Below are 18,502 nucleotides of genomic sequence, written 5' to 3' on the forward strand. Positions count from 1 at the left end.
TTTAACGAGCGGCGAACCAGGTGACAAGTAACCCGCCAGTAGCCTTCAGATCGAAGGGGCGGGCTTTTGTCCTGTCTGGGGCCGGGGCCCGGGGAACGGAACGGGAAACCGGTGTTGCTGTCAGGAGTTTTGACGGCGGGTCTTTCTGTGCTGGCCAGGACCGTTTCGACCGCCTCTGAGGGGCACGGCCGTGATACGAGAGGGTGCCGTCCATCAGAGATGGGCGGCACCCTCGTGAGCGGTTCGGTTCAGTTGTCGAGTGCCTGCCGGATACGGCGGGAGGGGCTGAAGGTGTAGAGGTCGAGGATGTCGGGCGCCTGCGTGAGGCCGGGGCCGCCGGCTTCGACCCAGGCGGTGATGTCCCGCGACGCGTCCGGGTCGTTCACCAGGCCGAGCCAGACAGGGCGTCCACCGGCTTTGCGGCCCTCGGCGGAGGGCTGGATGACGATCACGTTGGCCTCGCCCGCTGCTCCCTGAGCGGCCGTTTCGTGCTGCCCGGCACCGGTACGGCTGCCGTCAGCGTCATCGCCGTCTGGCCCCAGCACCGCCCGGCGTGTCCGGCGTGCCGGGGCTGCTGAGGCCGGACGCCCGCCCGGCGTGACCGCCTCCCATCGCACCGTGGCCTCCCCTTGGCGACACCGCGCGGCCGTCAGCCGGCCGATGGGAAGACCTGAGTGCTGCGCCATACTTGTCTGCATGTCCGCCATGCCTGCTGCCGAGCCGTCGCCGTCCGCTGCCGAGGTGCTGCGGGAGCGGTATGTCCGCAGGCTGCCCCCCTCGCTCGGCGAGCTGGCCGGGTCGGCGCACGGCAGGGTGCAGTTGCCGCTGCATGTGGCCTGGTCGGGGCTGACCCGGTTCGATCTTGACCGGCCACGGTCGCGGATGAGCATGTACCGCACCGTGCTGGCCGAAGGGCAGCACGACGACCTCATCACCCTGCTGAACCGGGACCTCCTGATCGACCAGTGGCCCGTCCTGCGCACGCTGATCAGCCGCGCCATCCGTGACGTATGGGAAGAGGCATTCCCCGAGCTGGCTTCGGCTCGCCCGGCAGCCGCAGCGTGAACCTCAGCAGCCTTCACCGTCGGCTCCTCTCCGACGTCCTGGCCATCTGCACCCCCTCTACCCCCTGGTCATCACCGGCGGGTACGCCGTCCAGGCGCACGGCCTGGTCGACCGGCTCAGCCAGGACCTCGACGTCGCCACAGAGAACCCCGCGCCCATGGCGGAGATCACCCGCACCCTCACCGCCGGGCTGGCCGAGCGCGGCTGGCAGGTGACAGAGGTCGGCGTGGACCCGCTCTCCGGCCGTCTCGTGGTCACCGATCCCGCCAGTGGTGAGCAGTGCGAGGTCGACATCCTCAAAGAGGCCTTCTGGCGCCCGCCCACGGTTACCGAGTACGGCCCCGTCCTCGCCCTGGACGACGTCATCGGCACGAAGGTGCGTGCGCTGGCCGACCGCGGCGCCGTGCGTGACCTCATCGACGTCCACGCCGCCTCCCGCCTCCACACCACCGCCGACCTGGAAACTCGGCCGCCGCCACGCCCGCGACGAGTTCTGCCTCGAGGATCTCCAGGCACGTCTGGCGGGTGCGGACTGGTACGAGGACGAGGAATTCATCGCCTACGGTCTCACCCCCACGGAAACGGCCACCTTGAGGGCCTGGGCCGGGGACTGGGCCGACGACCTTGCCAGGCGCCTGCACGAGGAGACCAGTGACGACTGGCCAGCGATAGCCGGGGAGCGTTTGGGGCAACGAGCCTGAGGGTGCCCGTACGGGCCGCGCTTTGTCGCGGGCCTGGCTGTCAGCTGCCGGGGTGAGCGGCGGTCTTCAGTTTCCATCCGTCGCCGGTGCAGCGATCCGGCAGGGGAGGGAATCGGTGGCCCTTGACGTCCGTGCTGTATTCATGCGAATCGCCGCAGTTGCACTCATAGATCCCGGACTCCGGCACGATCTCTCCCGGGTGATGGACAGTGCCGTTTTCATCGCTCATGCGTCTTGTGTACGACAGGACCGCGCGGCCCGCGATCCAGACATGCCGTAGGAGGTTGTCCGGATCCAATCGAAGAGTCGGTACAGCGCGGTCCGTTCGCTCACTGCCGACCCCTGGGCTTCGGGCCTGGCTTAGGCGGCTGGTGGTACGAGCTCCGCCTGCCCATCTGGGCCGAAGCGCAGCTCCCGGACCGCATCACGGTCGTACCCGACTCGATCATCTTCCGCGTCCCCGCCCGCCTGGTCACTCCCATCGAGGACACCGACTACTCCGGCGTGCCGACCCACGGGAACGCCCACCAGGCCGACCACCCCGCTCCATCCCAGCCGCCCCGGCAGGCCGGTGGAGCGTGCAGCACCTGCCCGCGCCCATGAGTGGCCCCGGGCGCAGGGTCATCCACCACGAGTCGTGCTGGATACCGACCGGCGGCGCGGACCTCACGCTCGACCAGGTGCTGCGCGAGCTCGCCCGACCGGGCAGCGAAGCATGTGCCGCCTGCGAAGCCCGCCACCTCCCGCGATCCTGAGGGCGACAGAAGCGGCCAACCTCCTGAACCACGGCGTACGCACCCGGACAGGAGCTGATGAGGACACCCGCAGTGATCCCGGTTCCGGCTGCGTGGGACGGCGTGCCGGTTCTCGCCGCTGTACGTCTCCGCGGTGACGTACAGCGGCGACCGTCGAGGCTTCACCGCTTGGTGATGGCGAACCCGAGTCCGGTCACCAGGACTGCGGCGGCCGTCCCGCCGACCGCCAGCGGATCGGCCAGCACCGGGTGCTGGTACGTCACGTAGACCAAGCCCCCCACGATGAGCAGGATCACGGCCAGGGCGAGCAGCAGCAGGTACACCCGGTCGTTGCGGCGCGGGCCGTTCAGGTCAGTCTGCATTGGTTTGTCCTTCGGATTTGGGCATGCGGAAGTCGCATGCGACAGGGGTGGAGTTCGCCGCGTTCGTCGGAGTGGACGGGCGGCGGGAGAACAGCGGAGGCTGCGGTCACCACTGTGGACTGGGCGCCTGTTAGTGGCGCAACTCCGCTGGTGCGCCGGTCGCTCTCCCGATCGGGAGACCTGCATTCAATGCTTTCCGACCCGCTTCCCTCGCGGGCCGATCGCAATTCACCGGCTTTTGACACACGCCGATCAGCCCGTGACCGGACTTGAATGGCGTGCCTACCACTGGTATGGGCAAGCGGCGCAACTTCTATAACTGCCTCTGTAGGTCCCCGTACGGTTGTCTTGGCTGTGTACGACACAGCGATGAGCGCAGACGTGGCCGGGCTCGCCGCGCGCCACCTGGTGGCCGGAGCCTGGCCCGAGTACGCCGATGTCCGCGGCCGAGCCGCGAGGGCGAGGCCTCATCCGGGCCAGCGTGAGATCCACTGATCGGCTCTATGTCTGGCCGTGTTTCTCTTCGATGGTGAACGCGCCGTGTGTGCCGGACAGCCGCAGGATGCGGGCGAGGAAATGCGGGACGGCACATAGCCGCAGCTCGACGTCACCGGCGTGAGCGGTGCGGGCAGCGGTCAGCAGCGCGCTCAGCCCCGTGCAGTCGCAGAACGTCAGCCCACCGAGGTCGATGACCACGATACGGTTCTCGCCGACGGAGTCCTGGAGCGCCTGGCGCACGTCGTCGGCAGTCACAAGGTCAAGCTCCCCCGACACCGCGACTCGGCAGCTGTCGGGTCCGGTGGCTTTCCGGTCCACCCTGATCCTCTCGTGCACCGGCAATGCCTCCTTGGCGCGAGGCAGCCCTCAGGGCTTGTCTCCAGGAAACTCCTGACCAGCGGTTCTGTCCATCTTCACCCCTTCGGCGCATGCGCCAGCCTGATCACAGGATGCCGTGAGCAACTGCTGCTCGTGCCATTCCTCTTCGTCCTCAAGCCGCTGCTGCTCCCATAGCTCGTCCGTTTCGCGCATCTCCTGTTCGTGCAACTCGTCCCCGTCGAGCATCTCCCGCTCGTACCAGTCCTCGGCCTTTCGACCGATCAGGGTATGGATATCCCGGCCCCGTTCTTGACGCGCGAGGGCGGCCTGATACTCCCAGCTGGCATCCGCGCAAGCGCCCGGCCGCGAAACACTGGCAGTAGACAGCCGCGGGTCGAGTCGCCTGAGGGCGTCGAGCAGCGCTTTGACGACCTCCTCGCTCGCGCCGCAGGCAGCGGTGAAGGCGATCAGCATCTGCTCACTGGGCAGTCGAGCGCCGGTCAGGACCAGATGGAGCGCGCTGCGGGAGATCTGGCCAGCGGCCTCGGGCGCGGCGGCCAGCGCGCGTAGGGAGGATGGTCTGCTGGTCTCTGCCTGTATACGCCGCATGGCCCGGGCCAGCCCGGCTCGTGTCGTGATCCGGCCCGGCACCCACTGGACATGCCGCCGGTCCCTGGTCGCTTCTCGGCGGACGGCGCCGGCCGCCGCTTCCCACAACCTCTGGGCGGTCTGCTCGGTAACCTGTACCTTGCCTGCCCAGGGTTCGCCGGTCTTCTGAGCGTGCGCGCAGACGGTGCCCCGAGCAAAGGCGAGGACGGCACGGAGAGTGGGCAGTCGACCGTCCATGGCTCGACGTAGGGTGCACGCGCTGACAGGCCGCCCGTTCTTGATCGCGTGGCGGGCGATGGTGTCGAAGTCCAGCGCCTTCTTAGCTCCGCGCATCCAGCCTCGCAGTTCGGACAGCTCTACTGGCTCGGCGGGGTGGCGGCTCACCGGTGGCCGCCGGTGAGCGCAGCGAGTAAGCGGCCCACCCGGCCAGGGAGCAGCAGCAGGACGGCCGCCGCCGTGAGCACAGTCAGGGCCGTGGGAATCGGACGCTGCAAGACTGCGAGAACGGTCACCGCGGCGATCGCAGCGACGACGACGGCCGCCTCACCCCCGTTCAGGCGCCCGCACACTCCGGGGGAGGGGGCGACCGGCAGGGTGTCGAGGGGTTCGACGGGCGGGACGGTGGGCATGACGGTGCCTCCATGAGGGGTGTCGTGAGTGTCGGGCGTCTTCCCGGTGCGATGACGACGATGGTGACAGTGCCCCCGCCTCGGATGCGAGCCGACGCCCCAAGGCCCGGAAGCCGACGTCACCACAGCAGTTCGCACATCTGCGCAGGCCAGACATAAGAAACGAGCACGACCTGTCCACGCCGTCCCGACTTGCCGTCCCTGCCGTCGCCGTTGCCGTGAGCAGGCCACCAGGAAGCTCCGGCGGCCACACCGCCGGGGCTTCACGCCTGCCGCTACTGGGTGCCGCGCAGGTGGTCTTGGCGGGCGGTGACCAGGGCGCGCCAGCGCTCTCGGACGGTGTGTGCGTCGTCAAGCCACAGGACGGTGCTCCCGGCGGGCTGGGGGAGGCCGCCCATGGCGGTGGCGATGTCGACGTAGTAGGTGAAGTCGCCGTTCGCGGTTGCCTCGCGCAGGCGGTCGAGGGTGGCGGCGAGGTCGTCTGGTGCGTCGCGTACGGCGTGGTGGAAGGCGAGGGCGGTTTCCAGGAGCGGGGTGAGCCAGGCGAGGCCGGAGACGGCGATCTCGGTGCGCAGGACGGTGGCGCGGTCGGTGACCTCGTGGTCGGTGCCGGCGTCGCGGATGAGGGCTGCGACGTGGGCGTAGAGGGTGGTGGCGCGTTGGTCGAGCTGGGCGAGGTACTGGTGGGCGAGGGCGAGTTCGTCGGCGGCGCGGATTGGGGCGGCGAAGGCGGTGACCAGGGCGAGAAGGGTCTGGGCGATAGCGCGCTCGCCCGGGGCGTCGTGCTGTTCGGCTTCGGTCCGTGCGGCTTCGAAGGCGGCCATGGCGCGGTCGATGTCGCCGTGGGGCCACCGGATGTGGGCCAGGACGCGGTGGTGGCGGCCTTTCCAGCCCAGGGTGGGGATCGCGGCAAGGGCGGTGGGGAAGTCGCCCCGGATGCGGGCGAGGTTGGCCAGGCCGCGGTGGGCGCGCGGGGCGAGCCGGCCGTGGGCGTCGGCGACCTGGCGCATGCCGTGCGCGGCGGCGTCGGTGCGGCCGAGGTCTTTGTGTGCCTTGGCCCGGTAGTACAGGGCGAGTTCGGTGAGTTCGCCGGACAGTAAGCCGGTGTCCAGGACGGCGGTGAGGCGTTCGGCGGTGCGTTCGCGGTGTTCGTGCTGGCGGCGGGCGATAGCGGTGAGGAGCTCGGCCAGGGCGTCGGCGGGTGTGTCCGGGCCCGGCGGCTCGGGGCTCAAGGCCCGGGTGGGTGGGGCGAGGTGCTCCCAGACGGAGTAGTCGGTGTAGGCGAAGGCGGCCTCGGTGAGCCAGCCGAGGGCGTCCAGATGGTGGTCGCGGGCCAGGCGCAGGCCCTGGCGCAGGCACGCGACGAGGAGGGTCCGGCCGGGAGTGAGACTGCGACGGTCCTGCCACTGCCGGCCGAGGGCGGCGAGGGCGCGTTCGGCGGCTCGGTGCCAGTCGGCGGGGGTCCAGTGGTCCTCGGTGTGGTCATCAGCCCGTAGCGCGGTGCGGATGGCGTCGTGGAGGTGATACGGCCAGATCGCGTGCGGATCCTCGGTGATCATCGGCCGCTCGACTAACCTGCGCGCCGCCGCCTGGTGGGCCAGGCCCGCCGCTTGGGTGGCCAGCTCCAGGTCGACGGCATCCAGTAGGCTGGCGCTGCGCAGGACGTGGCGTTCGTCGGCGGTGAGGTCGGAGAGGGTGCGTGCGATGAGGGCGGGGAAGGTGTGGTCGAAGTCTGCGGGGGCGGGGGTGCGGCCGGTGCGAGGGATTTCCAGGAAGCGGGCGACGGCCAGGTCCAGGTGGAGCGGCAGGCCGTGCGAGCGCTGGGTGATGACCGCGCGGATGTCAGGGCCGATCAGCGGTTGGTCGTCCTGGGTGAGGCGGTGGGCGAGGTAGGTGTCGCAGTCGGTCTCGGAGAAGTCCCCGATCAGGTGCTGGCGGGCGCCGCCCTGCTCGGTGGCCCGGGCCGGCCGCCCGGAGTGGGGGGCCAGGCCGGGCCAGGCGGCTGGGCCGGTGTAGTCGAGCTGGCCCTGGAGGGCATCGTCGGCCCACTGAAGACGGTTGCGGCCGCTGATGACGAAGAAGCAGTTCGGCATGAGCCATACCAGGCGTTGCAGGAGCCGCTCGGCGTCACGGTGGCGGTCGCCGGTGTCCTCGAAGGTGTCCAGCAGGATCACCGGCGTGACTTTTCTGTCGGCCGGGAGCTGGGCGAGCTCCCACGCCAGCAGGTGCGGGTAGAAGGACAAGGCGTCCAGGTCGGGTTCGGCCTCCAGCAGGTCGGCCAGCCGCGCGCACCCGGCCAGTGCGCGGGCGGTCTGCCGGCGCTCCCGCAGCGCCCGCACCAGGGAGCCGGTCACCTGGCCGACCGCGGCGGACCCGACGGTGCCCGGCATGAGAAGGGCCTGGGCGACGTCGGACAGCGCGGACTGCATCTGCTGCGGCAGCGCCCGACCGAATCGGGAGGTTAGCCCGCCGCGGTGCAGGTACTCCTCCAGAGGCTCGCCGGGATGCTGGTGCTCCAGTACCGGCGCAGCGCCACGTCGAAGGCGGGCAGGGGGCGGCCGAGCTCGGCGAGCGCGGCCCGGATCGTGAGGACGATGTGTTTGAAGTCGGTGCCGGCGGAGCGGGCGAGGTCGATGCGTACGGGCCAAATCCGCTCGCCGGACCAGGTCGGGGCGCCCCACTGGGCGGGCCGGTGCCAGGCGTCGGCGAGAGTGGCCTCCAGCTTGCGCGACAGCGTCGTCTTGCCGATGCCGCCGACACCGTGGAACACGAGCACGTTTCGCGGGGCGCCTTGAGGTCCTCAACGTTGAAATCCGGATCGGCGATGTGCCGCAGGTGCTCCTCGATGGCGGTGGCGACGAGGCGCCACTGGCTCTGCCGGTTGGTGAACGCCTCGTTGCTGCCCACGGGGTCATTGGAGCTGAACAGCGCACGAAGATCGGCCATGTGATGTCCCCCCAGAATTGATCACCTGCGGACCCAATCTATGCCGCAGGCGGCGGCCGGCGGCAGCCCGACGGGGGTATGGGGGCTGAGAAGAGCCGGTGATGAACTGAATCAGCCTGGGCCCGAGAATGACCTTTTGCCAGCGGTTCCCGAACACCCCGAGGTGGTTTTCCCCATGCACGACCCCGCATCCTCGCCGTCCTCTCCTGACCGACCGCCCCAGCCGGGGCAGGCCCGGACCCGGACGGCGACAGCCCCGGGTATGAGGTGGCGCACGACATCGTGGGGATGGTCATCGCCTGGTACAGCCGACAGCTCCTGCTCGCACGGCGCTCCGGTGACCAGCAGCGCCTCGAGGAGTTCAAGGCGCGGCGGCAGGAGTGCGTGGAGGACCAGCACCGGCTCAGGGATGCCGAGCCAGAGGAGACCGCGCGTATTGCAGCCGCATACACCGCACGCTTGAAGGAGCTGGAAGCCGACGAGCCACGGCCCGAGTCGTAGAGCGGGTCACCCTGCCGGACGCCCCGGTGGCTATGTACGCGGGAACGGGATCGTTTGTAAGCGAGTTTCGGAGGCACCGTAGGGTCCGTCAGCACGATCAATGTCACCGAGTTCGGGAGTCACCGGTGCACCGCAGGAGAGGATCGGAAAGGACTCCAGAGTCGGCATCACCACGTCGTACTCCAGAGATAGCCCGCGCCCCAGACCAGCAGGGCGGCTACGACCGCCGTTGCGGCGATCCGCCAAGCACGCCCACGACGACGCGCGGGTGCAACGATGGGCGGCGGGTGGGGGCCTCGTTCCTTACCCGGGACCGGCGCGGTCTGGGTGGGCTGATATGACTCGGGGAGCCGGACAGTCGGGCTTACATCACTCTCCGCGGCCGCGGTCAACATCGAGTCGAGTCGCTCGGCCGAGGGCCGCGCTGCCGGGTCCGGTACGAGCAGCTGCATCAGCACAGGCCCCAGGGCCCCGGCTCGATCGGGTGGAGGCACCACGCCGTCGAGGACGGCCGCCAGAGTGGCCAGCGATGTCGGCCGGTGCATCGGGTTGCGGCCCTCGACGCAGACGTACAGCGTCATGCCCAGCGACCACAGATCCGAGGCAGGGTCGTCGTCCGAACCGCGGATGCGTTCGGGGGCCAGGTAGTCGGGCGTACCGATGAGTTCGCCGGTCGCGGTCAGCGACGCTGAGCGAACGGCGGAGTCTCGTGCCCGCTGGAAGGCAGCAATTCCGAAGTCGGTGAGTACCGCGTTGCCATCCGGGCGCAGCATCACGTTGGCGGGCTTCACATCGCGGTGACGGATGCCGACGGCGTGCGCAGCGCGCAGCGCGGCCAGTACCTGACGGCCGATCCGGGCGGCCTCCTGCGGCGCCAGGAGCGTCTCCTCCTCCAGCCGCTCCGCTAAGTTGCCACCCCGCACCAGTTCCATCACGAGCCGGGGATAGTGATGCTCGCCCTCGTCGACGACGTGAAAGATCGTCACCACGTGAGGGTGGCTGAGTCGAGCCAGCGCCCGGGCCTCGCGCAGCACGCGTTCGCGCAGCACCCGCGAGGCGCCGGAGCCCTCGGGGGCTAGGTCCGGAGGGAGAGGGCGGACCTGCTTGACCGCGACATCACGCTGCAAGGCGATGTCCCGCGCCCGCCACACCGTGCCCATCCCACCGTTGGCCAGCCGCTCCACCAGCTCGAAGCGTCCATCAATGACCCGACCACTCTCGTCATCGATCACCCAGGGAGCGTACGTGTGCGCCCCTGCCCTCGGCACCCCCTCGCCGTAGTCCGATACCACCCGGCCGAGTTACTGAGCTTGTTGGCGTGATGTCGCTGGGGGCTGACGATGTGTGATCGTCACGGTATGCCGTTTGTATGAGGTATCCGCAGGGTGGTGGGCTGACGCCTGAACGGCAGGCGTTTCGTGAGCGGATCCGGATGGAGGCCGCCGAACGGTTCGGCACCGGCGCCTCCAACGCGGAAGTCGCCAAGGACTTACGGGTGAGCGTGCGCTCCGTTCAGCGGTGGCGCCGGGCCTGGCAGGACGCAGGCGCGGACGGTCTTCGGTCCGTGGGGCCGGTGTCGCTGCCCAAACTGAGCGAGAAGCTGTTCGCGGTACTGGAACAGGAGCTGGGCAAGGGCCCGGTCGCACACGGCTGGCCGGACCAGACCTGGACGCTGGCGCGGATCAAGACGCTGATCGGGCGCCGGTTCCACAAGAGCATGACCCTCTCGGCCATCGCGCAGATGCTGCACCGGCACGGCTTCAGCCACCAGGTCCCCGCCCGCCGCGCTCTGGAGCGCAACGAGGAAGCCGTCACCGGCTGGGTGAAGGAGACCTGGCCCCAGGTGGAAACACCGTGGCGGCGCTCGGGGCCTGGCTGTGCTTCGAAGACGAAGCCAGCTTCTCGATGACGCTGCCCACCACCCGCACCTGGGCCCGGCGCGGACAGACACCCGCCATCAGGGTGCGGGGACGCTCCCAGCGCCGCTTCTCCATCGCGGCTCTGGCCTGCTACAAGCCGGGCGAACGCTCACGCCTGATCTACCGGCCCAAGCGGCACGTCGATCACAAGCGGGGCGGCAGACGCAGTTTCACCTGGACCGATTACCGCGACCTCATCGCCGCCCATCAGCAGCTCGGTGCACCCATTGTCCTCATCTGGGACAACCTGCACGTCCACAAGGACGCCCGGTTGAGAGCGTTCATCGATGCTCACGGTTGGATCACCTGCTACTTCCTGCCGGCCTACGCACCCGACCTCAACCCCGTCGAGGGCCTCTGGTCACTGCTGCGACGCAGCAGCCAGGCCAACACCGCCTTCACCGACCCAGACCACCTGATGCGCACCCTCCGGCATGGCCTCCGCCAGATCCAATACCGCAGCAACCTCATCGAAGGATGCCTCGCCGATACCGGTCTCACCTTGACGACATCACGCCAACAAGCTCAGTAACGCAGATCCGGGCCGCCGACCGGGACACTGTGTGGTGCGGCGTCCGACAGCGCGAGGCCTGTGTCCATGCCCAGGGGCCCCGGTACAACCTCCGGTGAGGACGGTGACGAGGAGAACGGTCTGCCGGTATCCTGTGGGCCGACCTCCGAACTGATCGGGCTCAGGCCCATTCCACGCCCAGCTTGGCCAGAGCGGCGCGCTGCGGCTTGGTGAGTTTGTCCCGCCTGGATTTTGTGTTGCTCATGAACACTCCAAGCCGGATCTTCGCTGCTGTGTGCTGGCCGTCGATCGTGATTTCCTCTACGTGGCTTCTGGGGACGCGGTGGTGTCCTTCGCGGGCGATGAACTGTGCGAGAGCCGCCACACTGTGCTGGAAGGCCGCTGACAGCTTCTCCGCCGCCTTCTGACCGCTGTTGGCCGCAGCAACGGGTCGTTCCGTCGGTGTCACGCCCAGCGCGGTCAGCCGTCGTCGTTGTTCGTCGGACAGGCATGTCCAGTTGTTTGCTTGCTGCTGGAGCCATCGCCCAAGGTCGTCGCCTTCGAAGAGCACGCCCGGGGGAATGTGGGGCAGGTGGCCGCCGGGTTCGTCCTCGGCGAGCTGGGCGAGGACGCGGTAGTGGCGTTGCCAGTCCAGCGGCCACGGGCAGTTCCAGTCGGGGTCGATCTCCGCCAGCTGCGCGGCGCGGGTCTCAGCCCGCTCAAGGTTCTTGCCCAGGCCGTTCTTTCTGCGGATGTTGGCCACGTGCTGGCCGACTGGCTGGGCTTCGGCATCACTCTCGCTCCAGACGGCGTCCTGCCGCGGGGCGAGGTGCCCGGTGGCGCGCCGGTAGGAGCGGAAGAGAGCCAGCCTGGCCTCCCAGGCTTCCTCCCCGGGCTCCCACACCATGCCTTCCTCGTCCAGGAGCTCGCGGCGCCAGGCATCGAGATCCCCGGCACGGGCAGCACGGCGCTGCTGCGTCTCCCAGCGCCCCACAGGGAACCGGACCACGCCGATGGCTGCTTCCGCGTCATAGGGGGTCGCGTGGAGCCCGGTGATGCCGTTCTCTTCCCGCCAGCGCCGCCTGGCCTGGTAGCCCTCGAGCCATACCAGTGACTGGGGCCGGTAGACCCGGGTGCGCAGGAACGCGGCGATGGTCGCCGCGTCGCGCGGACTGGAGAAGCGCAGCAGCGCCGACTCGGCGGTGGCCTGTGTGTCGTCCTGCTCCTGGTCCTCGCTGCCAGTCCCGACGATGCGGCCCTCTTCGTCGCGCTTCACGTGTATCTGGCGCTCGTGCTTGCCCCGGCTCAGAGCGCGGGAGGCGAGCTGCTCCACCAGGCGCTCATCATGCGAGCGCAGGCCCTGGAGCACGGCTACAAGGGGGCGGAACGAGGCGGAGGCGACCATGTCCGTCGGATCCTCGCCGGGCTCCAGAAACACGGGCACGATGATCCTGGCCACCTTGGTGGAGCCGTCAGGGTTCGGCCTGAGTGCTCGGCCGATGTTCTGGACGATCTCGATCTGAGAGCCGCGGGTGTCGGCGAAGCAGATCGCCTCCACCCCGCGTTCTCCGGTGATGTCGACGCCTTCCCCGAGCACGCGACAGCTTGCCAGGAAGGCGCGGTGCACGCGCCGGTTGTTGGCGTCGATACCGCCCGCGAACTGCCGCAGGACCTCGCGTCGCTCGGCCACGAGATGGTCGCCGCACAGCCAGGCCGACCATACCCGGTCCGGCGGGACGTGACGGCCCGGCTCCAGCTCGTAGAACTCTGCGCCGATCGACGACGTCGGCAGCCTCTTCTCCGCCTTGGCCAGGGCGTCGTCGAAGGCGTCGGTGGCGTACAGCTCCGTAGCCGTCTTGGGCAGTTTCTCCGCGAACGCGGCTGCCTCCTCCACCCTCTGGTGAAATGTCATCACCGTCTTGAGGTTCCATCTCACCGCGTGCTCCAGGAGTGCGGTCTGCAGGAGAGCGAGGCGCCGGCCCCGCAGCGCTTCCTCCGAGTGCCCCAGGACCGGCTCGGGGTCGCGGATCTCCAGGACGTCGATCTCGAAGCCCGCGAGGATGTTCCGCTCGATTGCCTCGCTCAGCCCGAGCTCGAAAATCCATTGGCCGTAGGCGGCGGAGTCGCTGCTCATCGAGGCGATCTCCAGCTCCTGGTCGTCCTTGCCGTTCTGTGGCCGGGGGGAGGCGAGGATGCGCGGGGTGGCGGTGAGGTAGAGCCGGAAGCTCGCGGGAATCCGCTGGTTGTCGTGGATTGCTGCCCAGGACCGTCCGAGGTCTCCGGCGGTTCCGTGGGCCTCGTCCACGACCGCCAGGTCGAACGACTCCATCTTCTGCCCGTACAGCCGGTCCCCGCCAGCCAGGGCCGCCTCCAGCGGCCCGCGGACGCGTCCCCGGCCCGTGGGGTCCTCCGGGTCCTCGCGGTCCACAAGAGAGGCGTAGGTGGCGAACACAACCACCGGCCCCTTCGCGGCCCACAGCGCGAGCCGGATCGGATTCGTAGTCGCGCGGACCCCCAACTGCTGCAGCACCTCGTCGTTTTCCAGGGAGCACACAGCGACCATGGGCCCGTGGTGGCCGACCCTGCGCCACGTCTGGACGGTCTGCACGAGCAGATCGAGGGTGGGCACCATGACAAGGATCCGGCCGTGGCGGAAGTTCTCCAGCGCGGCCCACGCGGCGGTGATCGTCTTCCCGGTACCGGTCGCGGACACCCCCACACCTCTGACGCCCACAGCGGGCACAGGTGATGCCTTTGCAGGGAATCCCACCCACTTGCGGATACGCCTGTTCGCTTCCACCTGATGTACCCGAAGCTGGAGACCTGACATGACAGGAATCCTCCCCTGCTCGTTCCTGCCCGCTCCGGAAAGATCACCGGGATGGCGTGCAGGGCTGCCCGACACCGTACCGTCCTTGCTCACCGCGCCCTGCTCGGCATGCCGCGCAAGGTGTTGCCGGAAGACCTGTGGTGCCTGATCCCACCGGACCGGGAGAAGTGGGCGCAGACCCAAGTCGGCGTGACGGCCGAGGCGTTGGTAATTTCGCGTGGCACGAACCCGGAGATCATCCGCGAGCACGCGCCGGGCATCATCATCACTCGCGGGGTCCAGGACGATCCGGTGCAGATCTATACCAAGGGCGCGGCGGTCGGCATGCCGGTCATGCACACCCCGGACGCGTACATCGTGGCGAAGGTCCTGTGATGCCGGTGCCTCGGCTGAAAGCCGCCGTGTACGTGCAGGATCCGGCCACACAGGAGGAACTGATCCTTCTGCCTGACGAGGAGCCCGAACCGCGTCTCGCCGTCCTGGTGACGAACCCCGACGCTTGGGAGGTTCCGCCCGAGGAATGCGGGTCGCAGCCAATCGCGGTCGGTGAGCCGGACCCGACCGCAGAGAAGACGGTCGACCCGGAGCCCGGGGAGGCAGGAGGCAGTGCGAAGAAGTCGCCGCCGCGCTGCTCGCGGCCCGCTTCGGCGGCACCGTGACCCATGGCCCGCCACCGGGGACGCCTGGTGGCGGGCCGCTCCCGTACAGATGAGAAAGGGCAGGCTGGTGGATGAGTTCCAGCGGTCGTGGCTGCTGGCGCAGCTTGGACCGGACACGGACCCTGCCGACCTGGAGCGCCGGTTCTTCCGGCTGCGGTCGGCTCGTGCGGTGGCACTGGAGGTGCTGGGGGAGCGGCGAGCGAAGCTGCTTGGCGACCCGCTGAAGGTCACCGTCGATGGTGTCGTGACCATGGATCTGCAAGAGAACTTGCGCGGCATCGAGCGGCAGATCGAAGCCGTACGTCAGGCTTCGGCTCCCAATGACCCTGAGGACGAGGGCGAGGAGGGGAAGGCTACGGCGACGTCATTTATGGTGCCGACTCGCAGATACCGATAGCCGGGTCAGGATGAAGCCGACGTCGCGTCAGGCTGGGGCGAGTAGCCGTCGAGCTGGGTGCTCAGCGGACGGTGACATCACAGAATGCCTTTCCACACCCAGGGACGAGGGCCGGAGCGACCACGTAGGCAGTCGATCCGGTACTGGGCATGCCCGATCCACTCAGGGTTGCTGGCCGCGTGCTGAAGGGCGTATGTCACCATACGGAGCTCCCGGATACTTGCGAGGGTCTGGTAGCCGTCCCACTCCGTCACGTCAGCTCCGTACGCCTCGCAGAATTCGTCATACTCCTCGGCGGTGACGGCCCCCGTCGTCATCCTGCCCACTGCGGTGGAGACGAGGTCCCACTCCGGCGGCCCCACGGAGAACCGCTCCAAGTCCATCATCAACCGGCCAGTGGCAGTACGCACGAGGTTGCCAGGCCACGCGTCGCCGTGAACAGCACAATCGGGCAGCCCGGTTGGCCGTTCAGCCCACGCTGCAACCAGATCCTGGTGCAGCCCATGGAGCCACTGCGCGTCGTCTTGGCTGATGGCGGTCGCCGCGGCCATTCGTTCGCTTATCCGAACGAATGGGTCGAGGTAGCCGAGCGCGATATCTGGCTTCGGGAGCCTGTGGAGGCTCTTCAGCAGGGCCGCCACGTCCGTTGCCGTACCGTGCTCGTGCTCAGGAAGCTCAGCCCAGAAAGTAATAGGCCGCTCCGCGGCCAAGACAGGCTGATCAATGTCCAGAGGGCGCACGGCCGGGACGTCGTTGTCCGCGAGCCAGCGCGCAACGCGTACCTCTCGACTGGCCGTATCGAGTTGGCCGACCCTGGCCACACGCAGGATCACTCCTTGGCCGGGGAGTCTCCATGTCTGGTTCTCGGCGAGGCGCACGGGCTCAGCCGCTGCGGCGTCCAGTCCGACGCTTGCGCACGCCTGGATCACGGCTTGGCGGGCGGGCGTGGCTGCCGATGTCGTCATACCGAGACCGTAGCGCCGATCCGTTCGCGTAGGGCGTTCGCCTCCTGAATCTTGCGGTGCTTGGCAGCGAACGACCGTAGCTGTCGGAGATCGTCAATGGCTCTCTGCGAGGTGAGTCGGCCGACCTCATCGAGGGCGTCATGCCCGATCTGAGCGGCCCGCCGGGGGTCTCCCTTGGCCATGAGCAGCGCGGCCAGCTTGGTGCGAGAGATGGCGCGGGAACGCTTAAAGGCATCGGTATGCCCCTGCACGGCAGCTGAGAAGCGACGGGCTGCTCGCCCAGGATCTTGGTCCGCGAGGATGGCAAGGTCAAAGAGGGCATGCGCGGTGTCACCGTTGTGCTGTGCGGCGTCGTAGTACGCCATCCACGCAGGGTCTTCTGCTGGCCGGGCTTGCGTGAAGGCGTCGTCAGCCTGGCCGACTGCGGCCATTGTCTCTCGTACGTTACCCATCTTGCCGAAAGCTCGAGCTCGGGCGGTGTGCAACATGGCTTGCTCGGTGGCGGTGAGGCGGTCGGACCGAACGAGGCCCTTCTCCGCATAGGTCAGCCCGTCGTCAGGTGCACCGATCCAGACCGCCTGTCGGGCCAACCACGAGTAGGTACTGGCCCGGAGGTGCCAGTCGCCAGCCTCTTCGGCGCAGTCCGCAGCGAACTTGAAGGTCCCCCGGGCGTCATCGTGCGCATAGGCGTCGAACTCCGAGGCGCCCACCACCATGCCCAGTCGTGAGACAGCAGCGAAGAGTTCGGAACGGAGAGGGGCGGGGCACTCTGCTCGCAGGAGGCCGGCCGACCATTGCATGGCTCGGCTGCCTAGGCCGCGGACCATGCCCCCACCGCCGAATCTGTTGTCCCAGCCGCTGACGGCCGTAGCTACGTCGCTGACCTGGGCAATGTCGCTGGGGCGGATGGCGGTTGGAATTGCGAGGTCGGAGGGGGCGAACAGTTGTGTGAGGTCGAAGGGGGCTATGGCAGCGATGCCGCCGACTTGGAAGAACGAGCGTCGGTGCATGGGATCACGGCTCCCAGAGGGGGTTGGAAGTTCGTCACTGCTCAGGATGCGGCCTGACCGCACCTGAACAGGTACATCCCCGCTCTCCGCCCTCGTCTTATCGGCATCACGCCGTCTTTTATCGGCATCACGGCTGCCGAAGACCATGGGCCAGGCCCGCTGGAAGAGCCCGCCTGTCTTCAAGACATCGTCCAGACGCTTGGCCAGGTCCTCCCGGCAGCTGGGGTACTTGCCCTTCTCGATGGCAAGGATCATGTCGTCGCTGACCTGCACTAACCGGCCCAGCTCGCGGGCCGACATCTGCTCTGCGATACGCAGCTGACGCAGCTCGTTGCCGAACCACTCCCGGGGGGAGGCCCCGGGGTCAAGCTGCTTCATCGGTTGCGGCATTCCCTGTCCCTGTGACTCGTGATGCCGAACTTTCAGGCTCTCGGCATCAAGCCCTGCACGTTCCCTGCTTGCTCTGCGTGAATAGTTGCTGACCGATGCGCTTCCAGTACACACCGCAACCGTGCCCTGCTGAAGGGCTTCGGCAGAACGGACGGAGCAGCGATGAAATCACTACTTGAGCCCCCCGCTCAGGATGCTTCTTCGCGAGCCATGGCCAGAAGCGTGCATGGCCAGCTCGACATGGGCCTCAACATGAAGTCCGAGTATCTGGCAGCCGTACGTGGCATCGTCCGCGCGCACTTGCGCCTCTGGGAAGTGGGCGACGAGGCGAGTGAGCGCATGCTCATCGCTGTCAATGAACTGCTGACGAACGTGTGTCAGCACACCGATCCGGACCAAAACGGATGGCAGATGGTCAGTCTTCTCGTTCAACGCGTCCCTGGCGGCGTTACGGCGATCGTCAGTGACCGAGACGCCCGCGTCCCCGTGCAGGTGGTTCCCGCTCAGCTAGCTGAGAACGGTCGAGGCTGGCGGCTTGTACGGGACTTGGCCGACGACGTCTCTGTGTCCGTGACCGGCGCCGGAAAGGATGTGTGGGTCTACGTAGGGGAGACGACCTAGCGGTAGAACACCCGATGTCCAGGCCCGTCTCGTTGACGAGCCACCTTCCATACCGCCGCGGTCGGGAGTCAGTGATGAACCGGACGGGGCTGCCCCATCGTTCACCATCGAGCCGAACTACCCAGAGGTGGGTACCTCCTTTAGGTGTGGACACCCTCGCCCAAGTCCTAGCGAAATTGGAGGAGTGGGAGCCGCTTCAGGACACAATCTATGAGGACTTGGCGGACGCTCTGGGCGACCAGGCACCTTCGCCTGGCGAGATCGATGGGCTTGTACAGCGGATACAGAGCAGCCTCACACGACTCGTCGCTATCGCCCTCGCGGGCCATGCAGGCAGATCAGACCGTGAGGCAGCCCTGCTGATCGAGCGCGCATACGACCTGCATTCCGTGACCGTCCCCGGCGGCTACTGGAAGGCGGTCGGTCACCTTCGTCAGCTGGGTTGGGTCACCAACGAGCTGATGGAATGCCTTTCCCGGACCGGGCACATCGATGTCGATTCATGATTGCGTCAACTGGACCACCCTCACGTCTGGTGGGGGCAGGCCGCCGCCTCTGCTCCAACTGCCAGGAAGGGAGGGGCGGCGGCAAAACCAGGCGTGGGACGCGGACCCACTACTCCCTCTTGGGCGCCTTCCCCGTTCCCCGCGGAGTCTCGAGGTTGTCGAAGAGTGGCTGTACCACCCACGAAGAGCACACATCCGAGAGGACTGAACCATGCGTCGGGACCAGTGCCCGTCCCCCACTGGCTGGCTGTCGCCGGACTGCGCCGGTGTTCCCCTTCGGCGTCCACGGCCGCGTCAGTACTTCGCGGGC

Annotated in this window: 21 protein-coding genes and 2 pseudogenes; 11 read left to right on the forward strand and 12 right to left on the reverse strand. The window is 68.2% G+C overall.

Annotated features, from left to right (window positions below):
- Nucleotides 1–248: 248 nt before the first annotated feature.
- On the reverse strand, nt 249–617 hold the full coding sequence (locus J5X86_RS53100) for a hypothetical protein (protein WP_374229416.1): 369 nt from the start codon (nt 615–617) through the stop codon (nt 249–251).
- A gap of 88 nt (nt 618–705) precedes the next feature.
- Between J5X86_RS53100 and J5X86_RS43010 the strand changes: the two genes are divergently transcribed.
- Complete coding sequence (locus tag J5X86_RS43010) at nt 706–1,065, forward strand: hypothetical protein (protein ID WP_208522141.1); 360 nt, start codon at nt 706–708, stop codon at nt 1,063–1,065.
- Nucleotides 1,062–1,766 (forward strand): annotated as a pseudogene (locus J5X86_RS43015) (nucleotidyl transferase AbiEii/AbiGii toxin family protein). Before J5X86_RS43010 ends, J5X86_RS43015 begins: the two are co-directional and overlap by 4 nt.
- Nucleotides 1,767–1,806: 40 nt before the next feature.
- Here J5X86_RS43015 and J5X86_RS43020 read toward each other — a convergent pair.
- On the reverse strand, nt 1,807–1,995 hold the full coding sequence (locus J5X86_RS43020; RefSeq protein ID WP_208522063.1) for a hypothetical protein: 189 nt from the start codon (nt 1,993–1,995) through the stop codon (nt 1,807–1,809).
- A gap of 370 nt (nt 1,996–2,365) precedes the next feature.
- Between J5X86_RS43020 and J5X86_RS51375 the strand changes: the two genes are divergently transcribed.
- Complete coding sequence (locus J5X86_RS51375; protein WP_243982975.1) at nt 2,366–2,521, forward strand: DUF6233 domain-containing protein; 156 nt, start codon at nt 2,366–2,368, stop codon at nt 2,519–2,521.
- Between the two features lie 161 nt (nt 2,522–2,682).
- On the opposite strand, the gene J5X86_RS43025 is transcribed toward J5X86_RS51375, so the two are convergent.
- Nucleotides 2,683–2,883 carry a hypothetical protein gene (locus tag J5X86_RS43025; protein ID WP_208522064.1) on the reverse strand — a complete coding sequence of 67 codons (201 nt, stop codon included), beginning with the start codon at nt 2,881–2,883 and terminating at the stop codon, nt 2,683–2,685.
- A 369-nt stretch (nt 2,884–3,252) separates the two neighbouring features.
- Here J5X86_RS43025 and J5X86_RS52200 point away from each other — a divergent pair, with 369 nt between their 5' ends.
- Nucleotides 3,253–3,378, forward strand: a complete 126-nt coding sequence (locus J5X86_RS52200) for a hypothetical protein (RefSeq protein WP_279595736.1) — start codon at nt 3,253–3,255, stop codon at nt 3,376–3,378.
- 6 nt (nt 3,379–3,384) lie between these two features.
- On the opposite strand, the gene J5X86_RS43030 is transcribed toward J5X86_RS52200, so the two are convergent.
- From J5X86_RS43030 to J5X86_RS52650, 5 genes are all read right to left on the reverse strand, one after another.
- Nucleotides 3,385–3,717, reverse strand: coding sequence for an STAS domain-containing protein (locus J5X86_RS43030; protein WP_308124892.1), 333 nt, complete (start codon nt 3,715–3,717; stop codon nt 3,385–3,387).
- Between the two features lie 30 nt (nt 3,718–3,747).
- Nucleotides 3,748–4,692, reverse strand: a complete 945-nt coding sequence (locus J5X86_RS43035) for a hypothetical protein (protein WP_208522066.1) — start codon at nt 4,690–4,692, stop codon at nt 3,748–3,750.
- The gene (locus tag J5X86_RS43040) at nt 4,689–4,937 is read right to left on the reverse strand and encodes a hypothetical protein (protein WP_208522067.1); all 249 of its coding nucleotides are present in this window, start codon (nt 4,935–4,937) and stop codon (nt 4,689–4,691) included. Before J5X86_RS43040 ends, J5X86_RS43035 begins: the two co-directional genes overlap by 4 nt.
- A 275-nt stretch (nt 4,938–5,212) precedes the next feature.
- The gene (locus J5X86_RS43045) at nt 5,213–7,366 is read right to left on the reverse strand and encodes an ATP/GTP-binding protein (RefSeq protein WP_308124893.1); all 2,154 of its coding nucleotides are present in this window, start codon (nt 7,364–7,366) and stop codon (nt 5,213–5,215) included.
- 32 nt (nt 7,367–7,398) lie between these two features.
- Nucleotides 7,399–7,713, reverse strand: coding sequence for a hypothetical protein (locus J5X86_RS52650; RefSeq protein ID WP_308124894.1), 315 nt, complete (start codon nt 7,711–7,713; stop codon nt 7,399–7,401).
- A gap of 452 nt (nt 7,714–8,165) precedes the next feature.
- On the opposite strand from J5X86_RS52650, the gene J5X86_RS43050 reads away from it, so the two are divergent.
- The gene (locus tag J5X86_RS43050) at nt 8,166–8,384 is read left to right on the forward strand and encodes a hypothetical protein (protein ID WP_208522068.1); all 219 of its coding nucleotides are present in this window, start codon (nt 8,166–8,168) and stop codon (nt 8,382–8,384) included.
- Nucleotides 8,385–8,734: 350 nt separating this feature from the next.
- Here the strand turns inward: J5X86_RS43050 and J5X86_RS43055 are convergent.
- Nucleotides 8,735–9,616, reverse strand: a pseudogene (locus J5X86_RS43055) (serine/threonine-protein kinase); the annotation flags it as partial.
- 137 nt (nt 9,617–9,753) lie between these two features.
- Between J5X86_RS43055 and J5X86_RS43060 the strand changes: the two are divergent.
- A complete protein-coding gene (locus J5X86_RS43060; protein ID WP_208522069.1) occupies nt 9,754–10,293 on the forward strand; it encodes a winged helix-turn-helix domain-containing protein in 540 nt (179 codons plus the stop codon).
- Nucleotides 10,290–10,835, forward strand: coding sequence for a transposase (locus J5X86_RS43065; RefSeq protein WP_243982976.1), 546 nt, complete (start codon nt 10,290–10,292; stop codon nt 10,833–10,835). The genes J5X86_RS43060 and J5X86_RS43065 overlap by 4 nt, the downstream gene beginning before the upstream one ends.
- 160 nt (nt 10,836–10,995) lie before the next feature.
- On the opposite strand, the gene J5X86_RS43070 is transcribed toward J5X86_RS43065, so the two are convergent.
- Nucleotides 10,996–13,644 carry a DEAD/DEAH box helicase gene (locus J5X86_RS43070; RefSeq protein WP_208522070.1) on the reverse strand — a complete coding sequence of 883 codons (2,649 nt, stop codon included), beginning with the start codon at nt 13,642–13,644 and terminating at the stop codon, nt 10,996–10,998.
- A gap of 108 nt (nt 13,645–13,752) precedes the next feature.
- Between J5X86_RS43070 and J5X86_RS43075 the strand changes: the two genes are divergently transcribed.
- Together J5X86_RS43075 and J5X86_RS43080 are read left to right on the forward strand one after the other, a co-directional pair.
- Nucleotides 13,753–14,019, forward strand: coding sequence for a hypothetical protein (locus J5X86_RS43075; protein WP_208522071.1), 267 nt, complete (start codon nt 13,753–13,755; stop codon nt 14,017–14,019).
- 351 nt (nt 14,020–14,370) lie between these two features.
- Nucleotides 14,371–14,700, forward strand: coding sequence for a hypothetical protein (locus J5X86_RS43080; RefSeq protein ID WP_208522072.1), 330 nt, complete (start codon nt 14,371–14,373; stop codon nt 14,698–14,700).
- Nucleotides 14,701–14,777: 77 nt separating this feature from the next.
- On the opposite strand, the gene J5X86_RS43085 is transcribed toward J5X86_RS43080, so the two are convergent.
- Nucleotides 14,778–15,665 (reverse strand): aminoglycoside phosphotransferase family protein, encoded by an 888-nt coding sequence (locus tag J5X86_RS43085; protein ID WP_208522073.1) that lies wholly within the window; start codon nt 15,663–15,665, stop codon nt 14,778–14,780.
- On the reverse strand, nt 15,662–17,053 hold the full coding sequence (locus tag J5X86_RS43090; RefSeq protein WP_243982966.1) for a helix-turn-helix transcriptional regulator: 1,392 nt from the start codon (nt 17,051–17,053) through the stop codon (nt 15,662–15,664). Before J5X86_RS43090 ends, J5X86_RS43085 begins: the two co-directional genes overlap by 4 nt.
- Before the next feature lie 222 nt (nt 17,054–17,275).
- Here J5X86_RS43090 and J5X86_RS43095 point away from each other — a divergent pair, with 222 nt between their 5' ends.
- Entirely contained in the window at nt 17,276–17,686 is a 411-nt protein-coding gene (locus tag J5X86_RS43095) for an ATP-binding protein (RefSeq protein WP_208522075.1), read from the forward strand.
- A 146-nt stretch (nt 17,687–17,832) separates the two neighbouring features.
- The gene (locus J5X86_RS43100) at nt 17,833–18,192 is read left to right on the forward strand and encodes a DUF6415 family natural product biosynthesis protein (RefSeq protein ID WP_208522076.1); all 360 of its coding nucleotides are present in this window, start codon (nt 17,833–17,835) and stop codon (nt 18,190–18,192) included.
- Nucleotides 18,193–18,502: the final 310 nt, after the last annotated feature.

The sequence above is a fragment of the Streptomyces sp. NEAU-YJ-81 genome (assembly GCF_017592595.1).
GTDB classification, from domain to species: domain Bacteria; phylum Actinomycetota; class Actinomycetes; order Streptomycetales; family Streptomycetaceae; genus Streptomyces; species Streptomyces hygroscopicus_B.